The sequence below is a fragment of the uncultured Arthrobacter sp. genome (assembly GCF_947495145.1).
Classification (GTDB): Bacteria; Actinomycetota; Actinomycetes; order Actinomycetales; family Micrococcaceae; genus Arthrobacter_D.
In genome coordinates this window covers 12,587-29,878 of sequence record NZ_CANLXP010000020.1, presented here as the reverse complement: position 1 = coordinate 29,878, position 17,292 = coordinate 12,587, and the positions used below count along the sequence as shown (strand labels likewise).

At 63.3% G+C, this 17,292-nt stretch carries 18 protein-coding genes; 6 read left to right on the top strand and 12 right to left on the bottom strand.

Going from position 1 to position 17,292, the window contains the following annotated elements:
* Nucleotides 1–175: 175 nt before the first annotated feature.
* Complete coding sequence (gene ald / locus Q0877_RS13685; protein WP_299168734.1) at nt 176–1,288, top strand: alanine dehydrogenase; 1,113 nt, start codon at nt 176–178, stop codon at nt 1,286–1,288.
* On the opposite strand, the gene Q0877_RS13680 is transcribed toward ald, so the two are convergent.
* Nucleotides 1,285–2,307, bottom strand: coding sequence for a Gfo/Idh/MocA family oxidoreductase (locus Q0877_RS13680; RefSeq protein WP_299168732.1), 1,023 nt, complete (start codon nt 2,305–2,307; stop codon nt 1,285–1,287). The two genes, ald and Q0877_RS13680, sit on opposite strands and share 4 nt — an antisense overlap.
* A gap of 137 nt (nt 2,308–2,444) precedes the next feature.
* Between Q0877_RS13680 and Q0877_RS13675 the strand changes: the two genes are divergently transcribed.
* Nucleotides 2,445–2,951: a MarR family winged helix-turn-helix transcriptional regulator gene (locus Q0877_RS13675; protein WP_299168731.1), complete on the top strand. Its 507-nt coding sequence runs from the start codon at nt 2,445–2,447 to the stop codon at nt 2,949–2,951.
* 87 nt (nt 2,952–3,038) lie between these two features.
* On the opposite strand, the gene Q0877_RS13670 is transcribed toward Q0877_RS13675, so the two are convergent.
* The 3 genes from Q0877_RS13670 to Q0877_RS13660 form a co-directional block, all read right to left on the bottom strand.
* Nucleotides 3,039–3,230 (bottom strand): hypothetical protein, encoded by a 192-nt coding sequence (locus Q0877_RS13670; protein ID WP_299168729.1) that lies wholly within the window; start codon nt 3,228–3,230, stop codon nt 3,039–3,041.
* Nucleotides 3,231–3,280: 50 nt separating this feature from the next.
* The gene (locus tag Q0877_RS13665) at nt 3,281–4,243 is read right to left on the bottom strand and encodes a lantibiotic dehydratase C-terminal domain-containing protein (protein WP_299168726.1); all 963 of its coding nucleotides are present in this window, start codon (nt 4,241–4,243) and stop codon (nt 3,281–3,283) included.
* 98 nt (nt 4,244–4,341) lie between these two features.
* A complete protein-coding gene (locus Q0877_RS13660; RefSeq protein WP_299168723.1) occupies nt 4,342–4,476 on the bottom strand; it encodes a hypothetical protein in 135 nt (44 codons plus the stop codon).
* Nucleotides 4,477–4,843: 367 nt separating this feature from the next.
* Here Q0877_RS13660 and Q0877_RS13655 point away from each other — a divergent pair, with 367 nt between their 5' ends.
* Nucleotides 4,844–5,830: a helix-turn-helix transcriptional regulator gene (locus tag Q0877_RS13655; RefSeq protein WP_299168721.1), complete on the top strand. Its 987-nt coding sequence runs from the start codon at nt 4,844–4,846 to the stop codon at nt 5,828–5,830.
* A gap of 46 nt (nt 5,831–5,876) precedes the next feature.
* Nucleotides 5,877–7,178: a PLP-dependent aminotransferase family protein gene (locus tag Q0877_RS13650; RefSeq protein ID WP_299168719.1), complete on the top strand. Its 1,302-nt coding sequence runs from the start codon at nt 5,877–5,879 to the stop codon at nt 7,176–7,178.
* A gap of 57 nt (nt 7,179–7,235) precedes the next feature.
* Here Q0877_RS13650 and Q0877_RS13645 read toward each other — a convergent pair whose 3' ends face one another.
* From Q0877_RS13645 to Q0877_RS13630, 4 genes are all read right to left on the bottom strand, one after another.
* A complete protein-coding gene (locus tag Q0877_RS13645) occupies nt 7,236–8,648 on the bottom strand; it encodes a dihydrolipoamide acetyltransferase family protein (RefSeq protein WP_299168717.1) in 1,413 nt (470 codons plus the stop codon).
* Between the two features lie 10 nt (nt 8,649–8,658).
* Complete coding sequence (locus tag Q0877_RS13640) at nt 8,659–9,633, bottom strand: alpha-ketoacid dehydrogenase subunit beta (protein WP_299168715.1); 975 nt, start codon at nt 9,631–9,633, stop codon at nt 8,659–8,661.
* On the bottom strand, nt 9,633–10,805 hold the full coding sequence (gene pdhA, locus Q0877_RS13635) for a pyruvate dehydrogenase (acetyl-transferring) E1 component subunit alpha (RefSeq protein ID WP_299168713.1): 1,173 nt from the start codon (nt 10,803–10,805) through the stop codon (nt 9,633–9,635). The genes Q0877_RS13640 and pdhA overlap by 1 nt, the downstream gene beginning before the upstream one ends.
* Nucleotides 10,806–10,926: 121 nt before the next feature.
* On the bottom strand, nt 10,927–12,066 hold the full coding sequence (locus Q0877_RS13630) for a histidinol-phosphate transaminase (protein ID WP_299168712.1): 1,140 nt from the start codon (nt 12,064–12,066) through the stop codon (nt 10,927–10,929).
* A gap of 104 nt (nt 12,067–12,170) precedes the next feature.
* On the opposite strand from Q0877_RS13630, the gene Q0877_RS13625 reads away from it, so the two are divergent.
* The gene (locus Q0877_RS13625; RefSeq protein ID WP_299168710.1) at nt 12,171–12,575 is read left to right on the top strand and encodes a phage holin family protein; all 405 of its coding nucleotides are present in this window, start codon (nt 12,171–12,173) and stop codon (nt 12,573–12,575) included.
* Here Q0877_RS13625 and Q0877_RS13620 read toward each other — a convergent pair.
* Both Q0877_RS13620 and Q0877_RS13615 read right to left on the bottom strand, forming a co-directional pair.
* A complete protein-coding gene (locus Q0877_RS13620) occupies nt 12,537–13,799 on the bottom strand; it encodes a hypothetical protein (protein ID WP_299168707.1) in 1,263 nt (420 codons plus the stop codon). The genes Q0877_RS13625 and Q0877_RS13620 overlap by 39 nt on opposite strands.
* Nucleotides 13,796–14,092, bottom strand: a complete 297-nt coding sequence (locus Q0877_RS13615) for a hypothetical protein (protein WP_299168705.1) — start codon at nt 14,090–14,092, stop codon at nt 13,796–13,798. Before Q0877_RS13615 ends, Q0877_RS13620 begins: the two co-directional genes overlap by 4 nt.
* A gap of 183 nt (nt 14,093–14,275) precedes the next feature.
* Here Q0877_RS13615 and purB point away from each other — a divergent pair, with 183 nt between their 5' ends.
* Entirely contained in the window at nt 14,276–15,715 is a 1,440-nt protein-coding gene (gene purB, locus Q0877_RS13610) for an adenylosuccinate lyase (RefSeq protein WP_299168703.1), read from the top strand.
* Between the two features lie 141 nt (nt 15,716–15,856).
* Here purB and Q0877_RS13605 read toward each other — a convergent pair whose 3' ends face one another.
* Complete coding sequence (locus Q0877_RS13605) at nt 15,857–16,366, bottom strand: 2'-5' RNA ligase family protein (RefSeq protein WP_299168701.1); 510 nt, start codon at nt 16,364–16,366, stop codon at nt 15,857–15,859.
* Nucleotides 16,367–16,377: 11 nt separating this feature from the next.
* Nucleotides 16,378–17,289, bottom strand: coding sequence for an FHA domain-containing protein (locus tag Q0877_RS13600; protein ID WP_299168699.1), 912 nt, complete (start codon nt 17,287–17,289; stop codon nt 16,378–16,380).
* Nucleotides 17,290–17,292 lie beyond the last annotated feature (3 nt).

The following is a 17,292-nucleotide window of genomic DNA, read 5'->3' as shown; positions in this document are numbered from 1 at the left end:
CAAGACCGACGACGACGACGGCGCGCTCCGTCGCCGACCCCACCCGCCGGGAAGGGCGGCCTCCGCCCTGTCCTCGCGAGAGAAGCGCTCGTATCCTTGAGGCAACGGGCCACAAGCCTGTTGATCAACACTTTCGTGATCGACTTCAAGCACTCGAGCGCAGACGGAGAATCCCGTGATCATCGGCGTCCCCAAAGAAGTGAAAAACAACGAGTTCCGCGTAGCCATCACGGCTTCCGGGGTGCACGAGTTCCGCACCCACGGCCATACGGTCCTGGTGGAGCGGTCGGCCGGCGTTGGGTCCAACATCACCGATGACGAGTACGTGGCCGCAGGGGCGGAAATCGTCGACGACGCTGATGACCTCTGGGCACGTGCCGACATGGTACTGAAGGTCAAGGAGCCGATTGCGGAGGAGTACCACCGCTTCCGGGAGGGCCTTGTTCTCTTCACCTATTTGCACCTTGCGGCTGAACCGAAGCTGACCCATGCCCTGATGGAATCCGGCGTGACCGCCATTGCCTATGAGACGGTCCAGGACGGGCGCGCCCTTCCCCTGCTGGCGCCCATGTCCGAGGTGGCGGGCCGGCTGTCAGTCCAGGTGGGAGCGCAGGTGATGACCGCGCCGTCGGGAGGTCCGGGATTGCTGCTGGGCGGTGTGCCGGGTGTGCGCCCGGCGAAGGTGGTTGTGCTTGGCGCGGGTGTTGCGGGAACCAACGCAACCGCGATGGCCGTCGGCACCGGTGCGGATGTCACCGTTCTGGACATCAACATCGCACGGCTGCGCGAGTTGGACGCCCAATACGCCGGCCGTATCCGAACCATCGTGTCCAACGCCTTCGAGATCGAACGCGCGGTGCTGGATGCCGACCTGGTGATCGGATCGGTCCTCATTCCCGGGGCAAAGGCGCCGAAGCTGGTCACGAACGACATGGTTTCCCGCATGAAGCCCGGCAGCGTCCTCGTCGATATCGCTGTGGACCAGGGTGGCTGCTTCGAGGATTCGCACGTCACCACGCATGAGGATCCCACCTTCACCGTTCACCAGTCGCTGTTCTACTGCGTGGGTAATATGCCTGGCGCCGTGCCGAACACCTCCACTTACGCGCTGACCAACGTGACGCTCCGCTACGCCGTAGCGCTGGCAGACAAGGGCGTACGCGGCGCCTTTGAGGCGATCCCCGCGTTGGCGCACGGGCTCAACATCGCCGGCGGCGCCGTTGCCCACTCCTCCGTGTCGGAGGCACACGGCCTCAAACTCACCGAGGACTGGCACCAGCTCGTCTAGACCGCGTGTGCGGCCTCGATAATCCGGTGGGTGCGCAGGCTGTCCGCCGGATCAACGGGAACGGGGCCGCCATTCTGCAGCGCCGTCGCAAGGAGGTCGTAGAACGCCGGGTAGTTCCCGTTCTCGGTGGGCTGCCGCGTTGCCTCCTGGTCAAACCCGAGCAGCCCCCACGCGAGCTTGTCCTCCACACCGTAGCCCGGGTCGCTGGGCAACATTCCGGCGTCGACGGCAAGCTCCTGCACGTCCGTTCCCCACTTGGTGTAGGCCGATTTCGACCCGGTGACCCGGAACCGCGGTGCGGCCTGCGGTGCGAGCGCGTTCATCCAGAGGTGGCTTATGACGCCCGAGGAATGCCGCAACGCCAGGAAGACGTCGTCGTCAGGTCCTTCGGCTTCGCGGTGAGCCGCCCGCTCCACGTGCACGAGTTCCGCGTCCCCGAACAGCTGCAGCGCCTGGTCGATCAGGTGCGGGCCCAGGTCAAAGAGGATGCCGCCGCCCTCGTCCGCTCCGCTCTTGGCTTTCCACGGCTTGGTGACCAGCGGCTTGTAGGTTTCCATTCGTGATTCGAACCGCCGCACGGTGCCCAGCTTGCCCTCCTCGAGCAGTTTCCGCACGGTCAGGAAGTCACCGTCCCAGCGCCTGTTCTGGAACACGGTGAGCAGTTGATTCTCTTCCCTTGCGACTTCAATGAGCCGCTCACCGTCGGCAGAATTCACCACGAACGGCTTATCGACGACGACGGCGACGCCCGCCTTCAGCGCCCGCTCCGCCAACTGCGCGTGGGTGGCCGGAGGCGTGCTCACGACGACGAGGTCCAGCTGATCCGTCTGCTGCCACAGCTCCTCGACGGTGCGGACAATCCGGGTGCCCGGGTACTGGGACTCAACCTGAGCAATACGGTCCTCATTGGACGTCACGATCACATCAAGCGAGTAGCGGCTGCCGGCGCTGACGAAGGGAGCATGAAAAACCCGACCCCCCAACCCGAATCCGATGAGGGCCGTCCTGATTTTCTCCATGGCCCAACCCTAGGGCCCTGGGTTCCGTTCAGCACAGGAATGAACTGCCCGAACAAGTTTGCGACTGCGCGAAGCCATACTATGATCGTTTTTCGGTCAAGCAGTGGCTACGGAATTTCTCATCTCTAAGGGACCCTATGGCCACCGCTCCGGACCCCAGTACTCAGACCACGCCTGTCTCCGACGCCGACCTGACATCCTCGACTGCATTTTCCGGCACAACTGCCCTGAACGACGACGGCACTCCAGTGGAAACGCATTCCACCCGCTTGATGCTCACCACAGCTGCGCACTTTGTACAGGAGCACCTTCACTCCCAGTTGGCTGATTTGGGACTGACTCCACTCGATCTTTCCGTTTTGAGCGGCCTCGTCGAGCTGCCCGGCGCAGCCACATCGGAGATCGCAACCCAGTGCCTGCTGCCGGATTCCGCTACCGAACGTTCACTCGCTGAGCTGACGCAGCTGGGATTCGTGGAGATCAAGGACGACACGCATTCGTTGACGGCTGCCGGCAGCCGCGCCCTGGAGCAAGCTCGCGCTCTCGAGGACGCTCTGTTCACGGAGAAGGGCACTACCCTCCGAATCGAGCTCAGCTCCCTGATCAGCCGGCTTCGTGACAGCGGTGTGCTGGACCCGAAGTAGCGCATCTGCCGCTGCATGAAGAAAGCCCGGACCCCTCAGGGCTCGGGCTTTGATCCATGCATCAGAATTGGTCGCGGTGCTGATGTCCTAGTGCCACAGGCTGTCGGCCCAGGCGGCGTCGCGAAGATAGTCTCTGGCGGCGCCAACTTCCCACAGCTCTCCCTGGGAGGCGATCACACCCATCCCGCGGAGATCCTCCACGGTATCCGGCGAACATCCAAGTGCCTCGCTCAGGTCGTGTGCGTTTACGGCGAGGATGACATCCTTGTTGTGTGCCATGCTGCACTTTCCTTTCCCGTCTTCGGTGATAACGATCGAGCAGGACGTAGTCAGTTTCGGTTGAACAGGGCTCGTTCACGATCAACGCTCCACGTGCGGGCATACAGGCCAAGCACTGCTTCTTCACGCGAGCTGAAACCCAGGCGGTTCAGAGTCATGTGTGCCTGATGGACCGTCAGGTGCTGAGCGCTGCGGCTTACACGTGCCTTGTCCGCGCGGTACAGGTAGGTGTCCAGCGCGCGGAACCACCGGCGCCGCCAATTGTGGACGGCCGATTCAGCCGCCGTTGCCGCCATGAGGCTCTGGAACGCCGGAGCTTTGGCATTGATTTGGTTCATCATGGCTTCGCGAACAGCGGGCCCGCGTGCACCGAGATCCGGTGTGCAGGTCTTCAGGTGGCTGTCCCAGTAGTACTCCCAGGAGATTCGGCGGCGATCGGCCCAGCTTGCCGATCGCGAACCCCTCATCATGCTTCGGGCGGAATCGAAGAGGACAAGGGCGGCGAACGCTGACCGGCTGTGCATTTTGGAGAAGCGCTGTGTTCCCCATGCCGCGAGCTCCGATGAAAGTTCGAAAACTTCCTCTGCCAGCTGCAGGCCGTCAACGCCGCCGTACTTGAACAACTCGGCCTCGAGCTGGGGATCGGCATCCTCGATGCCGCGAAGATAGTAGCCGTGGGTGGCCGGAGTCGAAACTGATTGGCGGGCCGGCAGGGCGGCCAACGCGCCGCTGTTGCGCTTCAGCAGAACCTGGTGCACGGTTTGCAATCGTTCAATGGTGCCGGGCTGCGCCAGGATGTGCAGCCGCACCTGGACAGTAGAAGATGGCTCCACACTGCGTGTGTAGAACCATCGTGCGGCCCGCAGTACTTGGGCCTGCGCCGCCAGCGGGGTAACCAGGTCTCCAATGATGCCGTCCGCTACATCGAAGCCGCCTGCATGAGTGGAAAGATGCCACCATTGAGCGCTGAGTGCTGTTCGTGAGGCGGTTCGAACTGCTGTCAGCTGACTCATGGCATCCTCCTTCGGGCTAATGGTTACCCCCGCTGGGGCGAGTCTGTTGGTGTTCCACAGCTCCGTTGCCGAAGCGCTGAAACGCTAGGGAGTTGGTCTTATTTCGGCCAGTCCCAGCTTGCTGTTACCGTCTTCGGCCAATCCCAGCTTGCTGCTCCCACTGCCGGGGTTGCCGGCGCAAGAACTGCTGCTGCGACAAGGAGACTTGCGGCTGCGCCGATGATCTTCTTCACTGGACGTTCCCTTCCGTCAGTTGCGTGTGACGCGATCCTGCTCGCCGTCGAGCCGGTGAATCCAGCATGTGTGCCGTGTGTGGAGCTTGTCCAGCTGAGAGGGCACCCTATTGCGGACATGACCTGATGCGGACATTCGCACCAGACGCAGGAACCAGCGGGGGTGCAGTGCGCCGCACTAATGCCCGGAATTCCCGCGGATTTGGCGGTCTCATCGGGCGCAAGGTGGGTCTTGTTGGAACCTGTCATTAACCTGACATGTCATGTTTTGACATGGTCATCTTCCGGCCTCAACGCCGTCGTTCGCGGTGCAGGTACGGCGGACCCTGGCTGCGGGTCTGTAGGCTACCCATCAGGAACACCGACCGTGGGAAGGGAACCCGGGATGCTCAACGGCATATCCATTGAGCTGTACCGCTATGCCGTCGGCCACCCGGGATGGACCAAGACCGAGGCCTCCGAGGCGCTTGGGTACACCCTACGGGAGATCGACTCGGCGATGGAAGTGCTTGTGGAGCGCCGGTTGCTCAGCGAGCAGGGCGCCTCCGCGCACGCCTACGTTGCCGTCTCTCCGGATGTGGCACTGGCCGATCTCGTCGATGCGGATGAGCGTGCCGTGCAGGACCTCCGGGCCCGGATCGCCACCCGGCGACGGGAGCTCTCCACTCTCGTGCCGACTTACCTTGAGGCCCGAAAAGGTGTCATCACAAGCTCATCCGTGGAGACCCTGGAAGACCCGCACCTCATCCACCGGGTTCTCATCGACTACGGCAGGGATGTCACCGAGAAGGTGTTGATCGCCCAGCCCGGGCAGGGATCGACCGCCGATGTCCAGGAGGAGAACGTCCGCAAGGATCTGGAGCTCCTCAGCCAGGGTGTGGAGCGCAAGACGCTGTACGACATCAGCACCCGCGACCACGTCCCAACCCGCAAGGCGGTTGCAGCCATCACCGCCGGCGGCGGGCAATTCGGCGCCCTCCCCCGCGTCCCCCTCCGCATGCTGATCTTCGACCGGAAACTCGCCCTGGTGGCCCGCCAGCTCAAGCACGACGACAAGGCAGCGCTTGTGGTCCGCGATCCACACCTGATCCACATCTTCACCCAGCTCTTTGAGTTTGCCTGGGAGCTCAGCGAACCATTCCTCATCGACGAGCCCAGCCCTTCACCACTCAGCAGCACCCAACAGGCCATCCTCAAGGGCCTTGCCGCGGGCTACCCGGACGAGGTCATCGCGCGCCGTCTGGACATCAATGTCAGGACCTGCCGACGCCACATCGCCGGAATGCTTGAGGCCCTGAACGCGGAAAGTCGGTTCCAGGCTGGGGTCAAAGCCCAACGAGCCGGCTGGCTTTAGGAAACTTCCGTTGCCTAACAGTTAACCCGTCCTTTAGACTCGTCGCGTGACTTCCCAGGATGAACTGAACTCGACGCTGCTTCCCGCTGAAACCGAGGTGGCCCTCGAACGCGCTGCGAAATCTGCCCACCGACACGAGGACCTGTTTTCCGTACGGGCCGCGAACATCAAGCAGTCCGCCGTCCGGGACGTCTTCGACATCTCCATTCGGCCGGGACTCGTCTCGCTGGCCGGCGGAAGCCCGTATCTGAAGTCCCTGCCGCTGCAGGACCTGGGCAAGACAGCCGAACGCATCATCTCCGAACACGGACTGGAAGCACTGCAATACGGCGGCGGTCAGGGCATGGAGAAGCTGCGGCAACAAATTTGCGAGGTGATGGCCGCCGAGGGGATCACCGATGCGGATCCTGCTGACATCGTCGTTACAACCGGCTCCCAGTCCGCCCAGGACGTCGCCGCTAAAGTCTTCTGCGACCCCGGGGACGTTATCCTCTGCGAAGACCCCACTTACGTCGGTGCGCTCAACACCTTTGAGGCCTATCAGGTGGACGTGCAGGCCATCGAGATGGACGCGCAGGGTCTCGTTCCGGACATGCTCGAGCAGCGCATCGCGGATCTTCTCGCAGAAGGCCGCCGCATCAAGCTGCTCTACACAATCCCCAGCTTCAACAACCCCAGCGGCATCACAATGGCCGCGGACCGCCGCCAGCGCATCGTAGATATCTGCCGGGAAAACAACATCCTGATCCTTGAGGACAATCCGTACGGCATGCTGCGCTTCGACGGGCACCCGTTACCGCCGCTGCGGGCAGACAATCCCGACGACGTCATCTACCTGGGCTCGTTCTCGAAAATTTTCGCACCCGGCGTCCGGCTTGGTTGGGCCCTTGTCCCCCGGCACCTGTATCGCCGGTTCTACCTGGCCTGTGAAGCCGTGGTGCTCTGTCCCTCGCCACTGACGCAGATGCTTGTCTCCGCGTACCTCAGCAACTATGACTGGCAAGGCCACCTCTCAAACACCCGCTCCCTGTACAGCGATCGGTGTTCAACCATGCTGAAGGCGCTGGCTGAGCATCTTCCGGAAGGCGCAACGTGGACGGATCCGGACGGCGGCTTCTTCGTGTGGGTGACGCTTCCCGAGGGCGTTGACACCTATCCGCTGCTCTACCAGGCCATTGACGCAGGCGTCGTTTTCATCCCCGGCGCAGCCTTCACGCCGTCGGACGAGCCGTCAAACAAACTGCGCCTGGCATTCAGCGCGGTATCGCCGGAGGACATCGAAGAGGGCATTCGCCGCCTGGCGCCGATCCTGAAGACCGCGATCGCGAACGTCTCCTCCCCCGCCTAGAACGACGACGGCGGCAACCGTCGGCGCCGCCACCGGCGCCCACCTGCGCCGCAAGGATCAGTCGAGCAGGAGCGCCGGCTCTTCGAGAATCGACGCCACATCAGCCATGAACCTGGCACTCAGGTCCCCGTCCACCACGCGGTGATCGAAGGATCCGCCCAGCGTGGTGATCCAGCGGGGTATGACCTCGCCGTCGAGCACCCACGGCTTCTGCTTGATAGTTCCAAAGGCTACGATCGCGACTTCACCCGGGTTGATGATCGGCGTTCCGGTGTCAATACCGAGAGCACCGATGTTGGTGACGGTCAGGGTTCCGCCCTGCATCTCCGCCGGCTGAGTCTTGCCGGCCCGCGCGCGGACGGCAAGGTCGTTCAGCGCCAGCGCCAACTCCTTCAGGGACAGGTTCTGGGCGTCCTTGATGTTCGGGACCATGAGCCCGCGAGGAGTCGCCGCCGCTATGCCGAGGTTCATGAAGTGCTTGACCAGAATTTCCTGGTCCGTCCAGGTTGCATTGACCGACGGGTTGCGTGCGGCAGCCCAAATGACCGCCTTCGCAAGGATGAGCAGCGGGGAAACCTTGATTCCCTCGAAGTCGCGTGAAGCTTTGAGCCGCTTCACGAATTCCATGGTCCGTGAGGCGTCGACGTCAACGAAGATGCTCACGTGCGGTGCTGAGAATGCGCTTTCCACCATCGCCCGCGCAGTCGCCTTGCGGACACCCTTCACAGGGATGCGCTCAATCCGCTCGTCCTGAGGACGGGTGGACATGGTCCAGAACGACGGCGCGTGGTCCTGCTCGGCGTCGCGCTGCGCCTGGTAGCTCAGCAGGTCCTGTTTGGTAACTTCTCCCGATCCCCCGGTGGCGGGAACGCTGGCCAGGTCTATGCCCAGGTCGCGTGCGGCCTTGCGCACGGGAGGCTTTGCGAGAGCGCGACGAACGGCGCCGGATGTCGGTGCCGGAGTGCGGGAAGGCTGTATGTCGGTGACGTGTGCCGCTGCAGGCGCGGGCACCGTCGTCGTTGCTGGGGTTGCCTGCGTGCCGGCCGGACGGTTGCTGCGCGGTCTGCGGCGGGAGGGATCAGCCTTGGGACCGGTTCCGACCAGAGGTGCATTGGTTTCCGTACGCGGCGTTGCTGAGGGCGGTGTTGCCGCCACAGGCGGCGTGACCAACTCGCCGGGAACGTGCGCGGCGGCCGGAGGATTCTCCGTTGCGCCTGACTGCTCAAGTGGACTGTCCGATACCGAGATGATCGGCGTGCCGACCTCGACGGTTTCGCCTTCCCGCACGAGCAGTTCGGCAACCACGCCCGCGTACGGAGACGGCAGCTCAACGAGTGACTTGGCTGTTTCGATTTCCACGATGACGTCGTTCACGGCGACTGTTGAGCCGGGTTGAACCTGCCACCGGACGATCTCGGCCTCCGTGAGACCCTCGCCCACGTCAGGGAGGTTGAAGGTGTTCAGCGTCATGGGAATCCTTCTAGTAGGCGAGCACCGTGTCAAGCGAGTGCAGGATGCGGTCGAGGTCCGGCAGGTAGTGTTCCTCGGTTCGTGCAGTGGGGTACGGCAGGTGGAACCCGCCGACCCGGGTGACCGGCGCTTCAAGTGACAGGAACGCGCGCTCTGTGATGCGGGCCGCGATTTCGCCACCGATGCCGCCGAAGGTGGGAGCTTCATGCGCGATCAGCAGGCGGCCGGTCTTGAGTACGGAGTCGGTAACCGTATCGAAGTCGATCGGTGAGATGGATCGAAGGTCGATAACCTCGATGCTCGTCCCGTCCTCTTCAGCGGCGTTTGCGGCGGCGAGAGCTACCGGAACCAGCGGGCCGTACGCCACGATGGTTGCGTCGGTGCCTTCGCGCAGCACTTTGGCCTGGAACGGGCTCGACGGAACGGCCGACACGTCCACTTCCCCCTTGAGCCAATACCGGCGCTTCGGCTCCAGCACGATCACCGGGTCAGCACAGGTAACTGCCTGCTGGATCATCCAGTACGCGTCATGCGGGTTCGACGGGGTAATGATCCGGAGGCCGGCGGTATGGGCGAAAAGCGCCTCAGGTGATTCGGAGTGGTGCTCCACACTGCCGATCCCACCGCCGTACGGGATTCGGATGACCACCGGCGCTGTCAGCATTCCGTCGCTGCGCGCGTGAATCTTCGACAGCTGCGTGGTGATCTGGTTGAACGCGGGGAAGACGAACCCGTCGAACTGAATCTCGCAGATGGGACGGTAACCGCGCAAGGCCAGGCCGATGGCGGTGCCGATAATGCCTGACTCGGCAAGCGGCGTATCCACCACCCGGTCAGCTCCGAACTGGGCCTTGAGCCCCTCCGTCACGCGATACACCCCGCCCAGATCGCCGATGTCCTCCCCCATCAGGAGTGCGGTCGGGTGGGTATTCAGCGCGGCCCGGAGACCCTCGTTGATTGCCTTGGCTATGGTCATCACTGCCATCAGCGCGCGCCCCCTTCGACATTGAAACCGGCTTCATAGTCTTTCCAGGCCTGCAGTTCCTCCTGGATGAGCGGATGTGCCTCCGCATAGGTCGTGGCGAACCGGTGCTCCAGCCCCGGCGCTTCCATCGAGAGCACCGCGGCTCGCAGCTTTGCAGCGAGATCCACGGCTTCTTCCTCCAGCTGCTCGAAGAAATCGTCTCCTGTACCGGTGGCGCGCAGACGAAGTTCAATGCGGGTCAGGGGATCGCGTGAGACCCACTGTTCCTCCTCCGCGGCGAGGCGGTACTTCGTGGGGTCATCGGCCGTGGTGTGGGCGCTCATCCGGTAGGTGAAAGCTTCGATAAGCACAGGCCCTCCGCCGTTGCGTGCGTGATCCAGCGCCCACCGGGTGACCGCCTGCACGGCAAGGACATCGTTCCCATCGACCCGGACACCGGGGAAACCATACCCGTGGGCACGGTGCGCCAGGGGCACCCTGGACTGCACCTCGGTGGGCACCGAAATGGCCCAGTGGTTGTTCTGGCAGAAGAAGACCACCGGCGCATTGAAGGATGCGGCAAACACCATGGACTCATGAACGTCACCCTCGGAGCTGGCGCCGTCTCCGAAATACGCAACCGTGGCGGCTTTCGGCAGGGACTGCTCCGCGCGCTGGTCCCGCTGCATGCCCATTGCATACCCCACGGCGTGCAGGCACTGCGCTGCGAGCACCAGCGTGTACAGGTGGACGTTCGAGTCCTTCGGGTTCCAGCCGCCGTTGGTCACTCCCCGGAACATTTTGAGCAGATCCGCGTGGGCAACTCCGCGGGCGACGGCTACGCCGTGCTCGCGGTAGGTAGGAAACGCGTAGTCCTGCGCGAGCATGGCACGAGCCGAGCCGATCTGTGCTGCCTCCTGGCCGCGCATGGGCACCCACAGGGCGAGCTCACCCTGCCGCTGCAGTGCCGTTGCTTCCTGATCGAAACGCCGGATCAGGTACATATCCCGGTAGAGCGCAGCCAGTTCCTCTTCGGCCGGGCCATAGCCCTTGAACTCCGAGCCCAACAACTCACCCTCGGGAGATAGCATCTGCACCATCCCGGCAGGGCCGCTCGGGAACTCCGGGCGATGTTGAGCGTCGAGCTGCTCTTCAGCATCGAACTCGGCCGCAGGCAGGCGGGGTGTTGCCATACTCTGGTTCCTCGCAAGTAATATTCCGTGGGAAGTATATGTTGGCCTGTTCATGCACTAGAGTGCATGCGCAGAGCTACTAGCCTAACGACGACGGCGCTCACCACCTATTTGTGAAGTGCTAGGAGATGCCCGGGGCTTTTGTATAGCTTGCACAAAGCTCCAGGAACCGCGAATTAGCCTCTGGCTCTCCGATGCTGACCCGTATTCCTTCCGTGCCGAAAGCCCTGACGGAGAGCGCCTGCTGGTCTGCGAGCGCCGCAAACTCCGGCGTGTTTTCTCCCAGAGCGAGCCAGATGAAGTTTCCTTCTGCTTCCGGAATTCGCCAGCCGAGCTCTGCCAATCTGCCGACCACCCGCGTGCGCTCGTCGACGATGGTTTGAACCCTTTCCCCGATCTCGTCGATGTGGCGCAGTGAAGTGACGGCTGCCTGCTCCGCAATCTGGGAGACGGCAAAGGGTGTGGCGCTGACGCGGAGGTGTTGGGTGAGGGCCGGTTGGGAGATGGAGTACCCGACCCGAAGCCCTGCGAGTCCGTGCGCTTTGGAGAACGTGCGCAGGACGATGACGTTGGGGTAGTCGCGGTAGAGCTGGATTCCCTCTACTGCGCCGGATTTCCGGACGAACTCGATGTATGCCTCGTCCAGCACAACAACGACGTTGGCCGGCACCCGGTCGAGGAAACCGCGCACTTCCTGTTCCGTGAGCGCTGGGCCGGTGGGATTGTTCGGTGTGCACAGGAGGATGACGCGGGTGCGGTCGGTGATCGCCGCTGCCATGGCGTCAAGGTCGTGGGCAAAGTCCGGAAGCAGCGGGACCTGCACGCTCATGGCGCCTGCCAGTCCGACGCAGATGGGGTACGCCTCGAAGGACCGCCAGGGGTAGATGACCTCATCCGGTGCGTCGAAATCGTTCTGGCCGGCAAACGCGGCGAGGATCTGGTTGAGTGCTCCGAGACTTCCCGCACCGGTCACAATGTCCTCTGCCGGCACTCCAAGGAAGGCGCCGAGTTCGGTCCGCAGGGCTGTGGTCATCGGGTCCGGATAACGGTTGACCGCTGTGGTTTGGGCGATCGCATCGAGCACCGCCGGAAGCGGCGGCAGCGGGTTCTCGTTTGACGACAGCTTGTAGCTTTCCAGCCCTTCAATGACTACCGGGGGTTTTCCGGCAGCGTAGCGGGGTAGACGGCCAAGTACGCTGCGCGGGTGGATGCGGGTGACCTCTTCCGCAGCAGCATCGGTGTGGTGTTCGGGTGCACTCATGTGCATAAGCGTACTGGGAAGGGCATGCCCGACGAGTTCCGGCAGGCAACGGAAATTCCCGCTCCATCCGAGGAAACAAAGCCCCGGTGTGACAGCATTGGTGCATGCTCAAATTCATTGTGCGGGTTCTTATCAATGCTCTCGCCCTGTGGGTGGCGGCATGGTTGCTGCCCGGTATCGAGGTGGGTTCGGAAGCCGCAACTGAAGTAGCCACCAGCGACACCGTCGGGAGCGTACTCTCCTATCTCTTCGTGGGCCTGATCTTTGGCGTTGTGAACGCGTTGGTGCGGCCGGTAGTGTCTCTGCTCTCGCTGCCCCTGACAATCCTTACCCTCGGGCTCTTCACAATCGTTATCAATGCGGGCATGCTCATGCTGACGTCGTGGTTGACCTCCTTCACTCCGATCGATTTTGTTGTGGACGATTTCATCTGGACCGCGATCCTCGGCGCGATCATCATTAGCCTTGTTTCACTTGTCGCGGGCGCGATCACCGGCACCAGGCGCTGACCCTTCCTTGACCTGGCGGTGTTGGTGGGCAGGGGCGGCCGGGAGCAGCTGCGGATTGATGAGCGGCGGACGGGTGATCTGGAAAACATGACGCCTGGCCGTTGCGCCGGTGACGGCAGCACCCAGCGCAGCAGTAATCGGTGCTATTGAAGGATGCGAGCTCTCGTCGACGGCCTGCGCGCCGTGGCGGTAGCTGTCGATGTTATGGGGAGGCCCGAAGCCGGAGTCTTCCCACTCGGGCCTGCCCGTGTTGTGGTCGAGGACTACTGAGACCTGGTTGGGGCGGTCTGCGGGTGGGGCGAAGTTCCAGGTGGGTACGCGGTCGTCCTTATGCGCAAGGTGGAGGAATGTGGTTCCCTCGGGAGCTTTTTCCTCAGTAATCGGTGATCCGGCGGTGAGGACCAGGTTGACGGAGTAGTTTTCACTCACCTTGCCACTGTTCGCCAGATTTACCGCGTGCATTCCGCCTTGGCTGTAGCCCACCAACATGACATCGGCATCATTCTCCGCGCCCACTTCCACTAGAGCGCTTGCTACTGCGTCATTGATGTATTCACTGTCCTCGAACTTGGCTTCCACGATTCCACCCGCACTGAAAGGCAGTGCCGGATCGGCTCCCTCGGTTCCCGGGATCACCACCACATAAGTAGGCCCGGATTCACCGGCAACCTCCAGCACCTCGAAAGACGACCCGGGCTCACCTTTGGCAGGTGAGACCCGCGACAGGAGACCGTCCATGGTGCCTTCAAGAGGAATTGAGTCGGTTCTTGTCCGCTCCACCAGGAGCGGCCGGGATACGTAGGGGGCTGAAGGAAGTAGGTTGGCCACCGCAAGGCTCAGATGGTCTGTCGTAGCGAACTCGGCAAACTCGTAGGCCATCCGGCTTCTTGCGATCTTGTCCGCAGTTTCTTCCAGAGTCGAGCTACCTTCTGACACCCGTTGGAGGCCTGCACGGATGCCCTCAGCAGCAGCCATTCCCGCTGCTGAGGGGACGCCTGCTGCCAGCACGTTCCCCATTGTCCGCGCAGCTAAAAACCGCATCTCTATCCAGGTAAGGTTTAGCCATATCCGTCGCAGCTCCTCTGCAGCATTCCTGACGATCTGCGCACCCCTGTCCAACTCCTCCCACTGGAATCGGATACCACCGACACCGCCGATGACCCGTGCAATACCGTCTACATCGGCAGGAGGAATCACGGGCAGGTGGCCACCGGCATTGGTCATCCAGGTACACCGTCCCGGCGGGCGTCGGCCAGCGCCGCCCCGTAGGCATCAAGTGAAAGCGCGACCTCCCGGAGGTACGCCGCCGTTGCCGCTACGGTTGTTGCGCGCTCGGCAAGGTAGGCGCGGAAATTCCTTCCGGCGGGAGATTCCCACCCGATGCTTTCGGCGCCGCGGAGCCGCTCACGCACGGATTCCGTTGCCTCCGCTTCAAGCCGTAGCGCTCTCGCAAGATCCTGAACGGTCCGGTCAGGCTCCTGCTCGCTCGATAGTGCCGGCGTGGTACTGCTGTACATTCTCTGCACCCTCCTCAATCCGACGTGATCCTGTCCAAAACGTCCTGTCCAAAACGCTAGGCGCGGAGGGCGGGCAGGCGTCGGTCCGTGCGGCGCTATGTTGATATGTCGCCTCGATCCCGTACCTGTGGAGTAGCCGTCACGCATGGGTCGCACTCCGCCGGTCATGGAATGATTGGATACATGCCACACACTCCCTCCTCCCGGGTCAGCCTTGCGTCCGTTTCAATCCACCAGGGCGACAGCCAGGTTCCGATCGCGCTGGGACCGCTCGATGGCAGGTACCGCCCGGCAGTTGCTCCGCTGGTTGATTATCTTTCCGAAGCCGCGCTGAACCGGGACCGCGTACACGTGGAGGTGGAGTGGCTGATTCACCTGACCCGCAACAGCGTCCTCCCGGGCGCAGGTCCGCTTACCGGTGAGCAGGAAGCAGCGCTGCGGGAAATAATCAGTGCCTTCGACGGCAGCGCAGTCAGCGAGCTCGCCGAGATCGAGCGAGTCACAGTTCACGACGTCAAGGCTGTCGAGTACTTCATTGGAAGCCGGCTGGGGGACATCGGCATCAGCCGCCTGAAGCCACTCGTTCACTTCGGCTGCACCTCCGAGGACATCAACAATCTTTCCTACGCACTCGGGGTGAAAGGCGCGGTGGAGGAGATCTGGTTGCCCGCGGCGTCGTCGCTTGTGGATCAAGTGAAGACGATGGCTGAGGAATCCCGCTCAGTTCCGATGCTTTCACGGACACACGGCCAGCCCGCCACGCCGACCACACTTGGCAAGGAACTCGCGGTTGTGGCGCACCGCCTCGACCGCCAGCTCCAGCGCATCCGCCGTACTGAATACCTGGGGAAGATCAACGGAGCAACCGGCACCTTCGCCGCCCATGTCGCGTCCGTGCCGGGGGCAGACTGGCAGGCTATTGCACGGGAGTTCGTGGAGGGCCTCGGGCTCACCTGGAACCCCCTGACCACCCAGATCGAATCCCATGACTGGCAGGCGGAGTTGTACGCCGACGTCGCCCGCTTCAACCGGATCCTGCACAACTTCTGCACTGACGTGTGGAGTTACATTTCGATCGGCTACTTCGCACAGGTGCCCGTGGCCGGAGCCACCGGCTCCTCCACCATGCCGCACAAGGTGAACCCGATCCGCTTCGAGAACGCGGAAGCGAATCTTGAGATCTCCTGCTCCCTGCTGGACGTTCTGGCCGCAACCCTGGTCACTTCACGGTGGCAGCGCGACCTGACTGATTCCTCTTCCCAGCGCAATATCGGAGTGGCCTTCGGGCATTCGCTCCTGGCGATCTCCAACGTCTCCAAGGGCCTGGAGCGCCTTGATGTCGCGGAGTCAGTCCTTGCCGCGGATCTGGACACCAATTGGGAAGTGCTCGGCGAGGCTATCCAGATGGTGATGCGCGCGGAGGCGATTGCCGGGACACCGGGTATGGAGGATCCGTACGAGCGGTTGAAAGACCTCACCCGCGGACACCGCGTGGATGCTGCGCGGATGCGCGAGTTTGTCCTTGAACTTGGTCTCTCTTCCGAGGCAGAGGAACGGCTGTTGGCGCTCACGCCCGGAACTTACACGGGCATTGCTGACGGCCTCGTAGACCACCTGCGCTAACCGGTAGCCGTCTGGACAGAGCACCAACGGTGAGGAACCGCGATGGCGGGCGTGTTGATCGGCTTCGCCATCGCGAGTGCCGTCATTTTTGTCGGATACTTTGCGGGGGAGGTTCGAGCTCGCGGGCCGGTGACCGCGCTCCTAGCCTGAGCCGAACGTCGTCGTCGTTTTTTCATGGCTGTCCCAGCGCCGCAGTGCGGTGAGCGGAAGCTGGCCATGGGCGCCCGGCAGGAGGTCGATCGCTTGAGCGACCTGCGCGGGATTCATCGCCCGTGCGAGCGTAATGTGCGGCACCCAGCGGTCCGGAACACAGTTAGCGGCGATACCGGGCACCCCCTGAAGGGCGCTGTGCACCGCTCGATGAAGCTCAAGGAGGGCTCCGCTGACGACGCCGAGGCGCGCCAGCACCTGCCCACGACCAGTCTCGAAGAGAATCAGGCCGGCAGTGTGGATGGGCAGCGGCAGGACTTCGGCGAGCGCCGCCAGACCGTCGTCATACTCGGCCGGGATCCGAGGTGCAGCCAGCAGGGTGATGTGCGGGCGGTTCGACGCAGCGCTGTGCCTGCCCTGGGAGGGAAGGCCCGCCTGCTTCAAAATGCTCCAGTCCCGATGAACGAAATGCTCCGCGTCCACATCAAGGAGGAGCTCCACGCTATCCACGCTTAGCGGGGGCTCTGCCGGTTGTCACCGATCCCGAAAGATCCATCCTCCTCCACGGCACCCGTCCGCGGGTCATACTGCGGCCGTTGGTGGGCCAGTTCGCCGCCGCTGCGTCCGCCGAAGGGGCGGCCATGGTCGGCGTACTCCTCGCGGAAATAGGCGAGACACCAGTCCCCGAGCTGCACGCGGGCACCGGTCCGCAGGATGGAAGGGCCGTCGGGCTGCACACTGCCACGCACCGGGCCGTGCGGAACCAGGACGTACTCGTCGTCGGCGTTGTGCTCCACTGTCGCGTGAGTTGGTTCCAGCCCCTCAAGCACCAGGTCGGCGTCCGGCGAACTGCCGATGACCAGCTGCTCCCGGGCGAGGTTCACTTCACGTGGGATCTGTCCATTCCAGGTCTCGGAATTCTGGACGAAGATCAGCCTCGGGCGTCCGCTGCCCGGCGTGTGGTGGGTAGTGGTTACCTGCCGCCGGATGCGCCGGTTCACGGTTGGCACCAGCGGGAACGGGGTGGACGGCGGCAGCAGCGATGTGCCCGAGCCCGCCTGCCAGTTCGCTCCCCTGATGAGCGGCGCCAGCGCCGCAATAGACCCCGCGCGGATGTGCGGCGATCGGGTCATGAGACGCTGCGCCATCGACGTTTCCACTTTCCCGATGCTGACAAGCCTCCCGTTGGGACCGGCGAGGGTCACTGTCAGACCCTGGTCGGCGAGGCTTGCCGCCAGTTGGCGGACGCTGTCCAGGGAGGGAAAGCCTCCACCGCCTCCCGCTGCTGCCGGATCCTCGAAGTAGATGGTGACCTCTGACCCCGCGGCACTCACGGTGCCGTTCAGCGCCTGCGGGGTGCCGTCATCGTCGTATTGGGAGCGCGAGAAGGTCAGGTCAATGTCCAGGCGTACCTGCTGCGACACCGT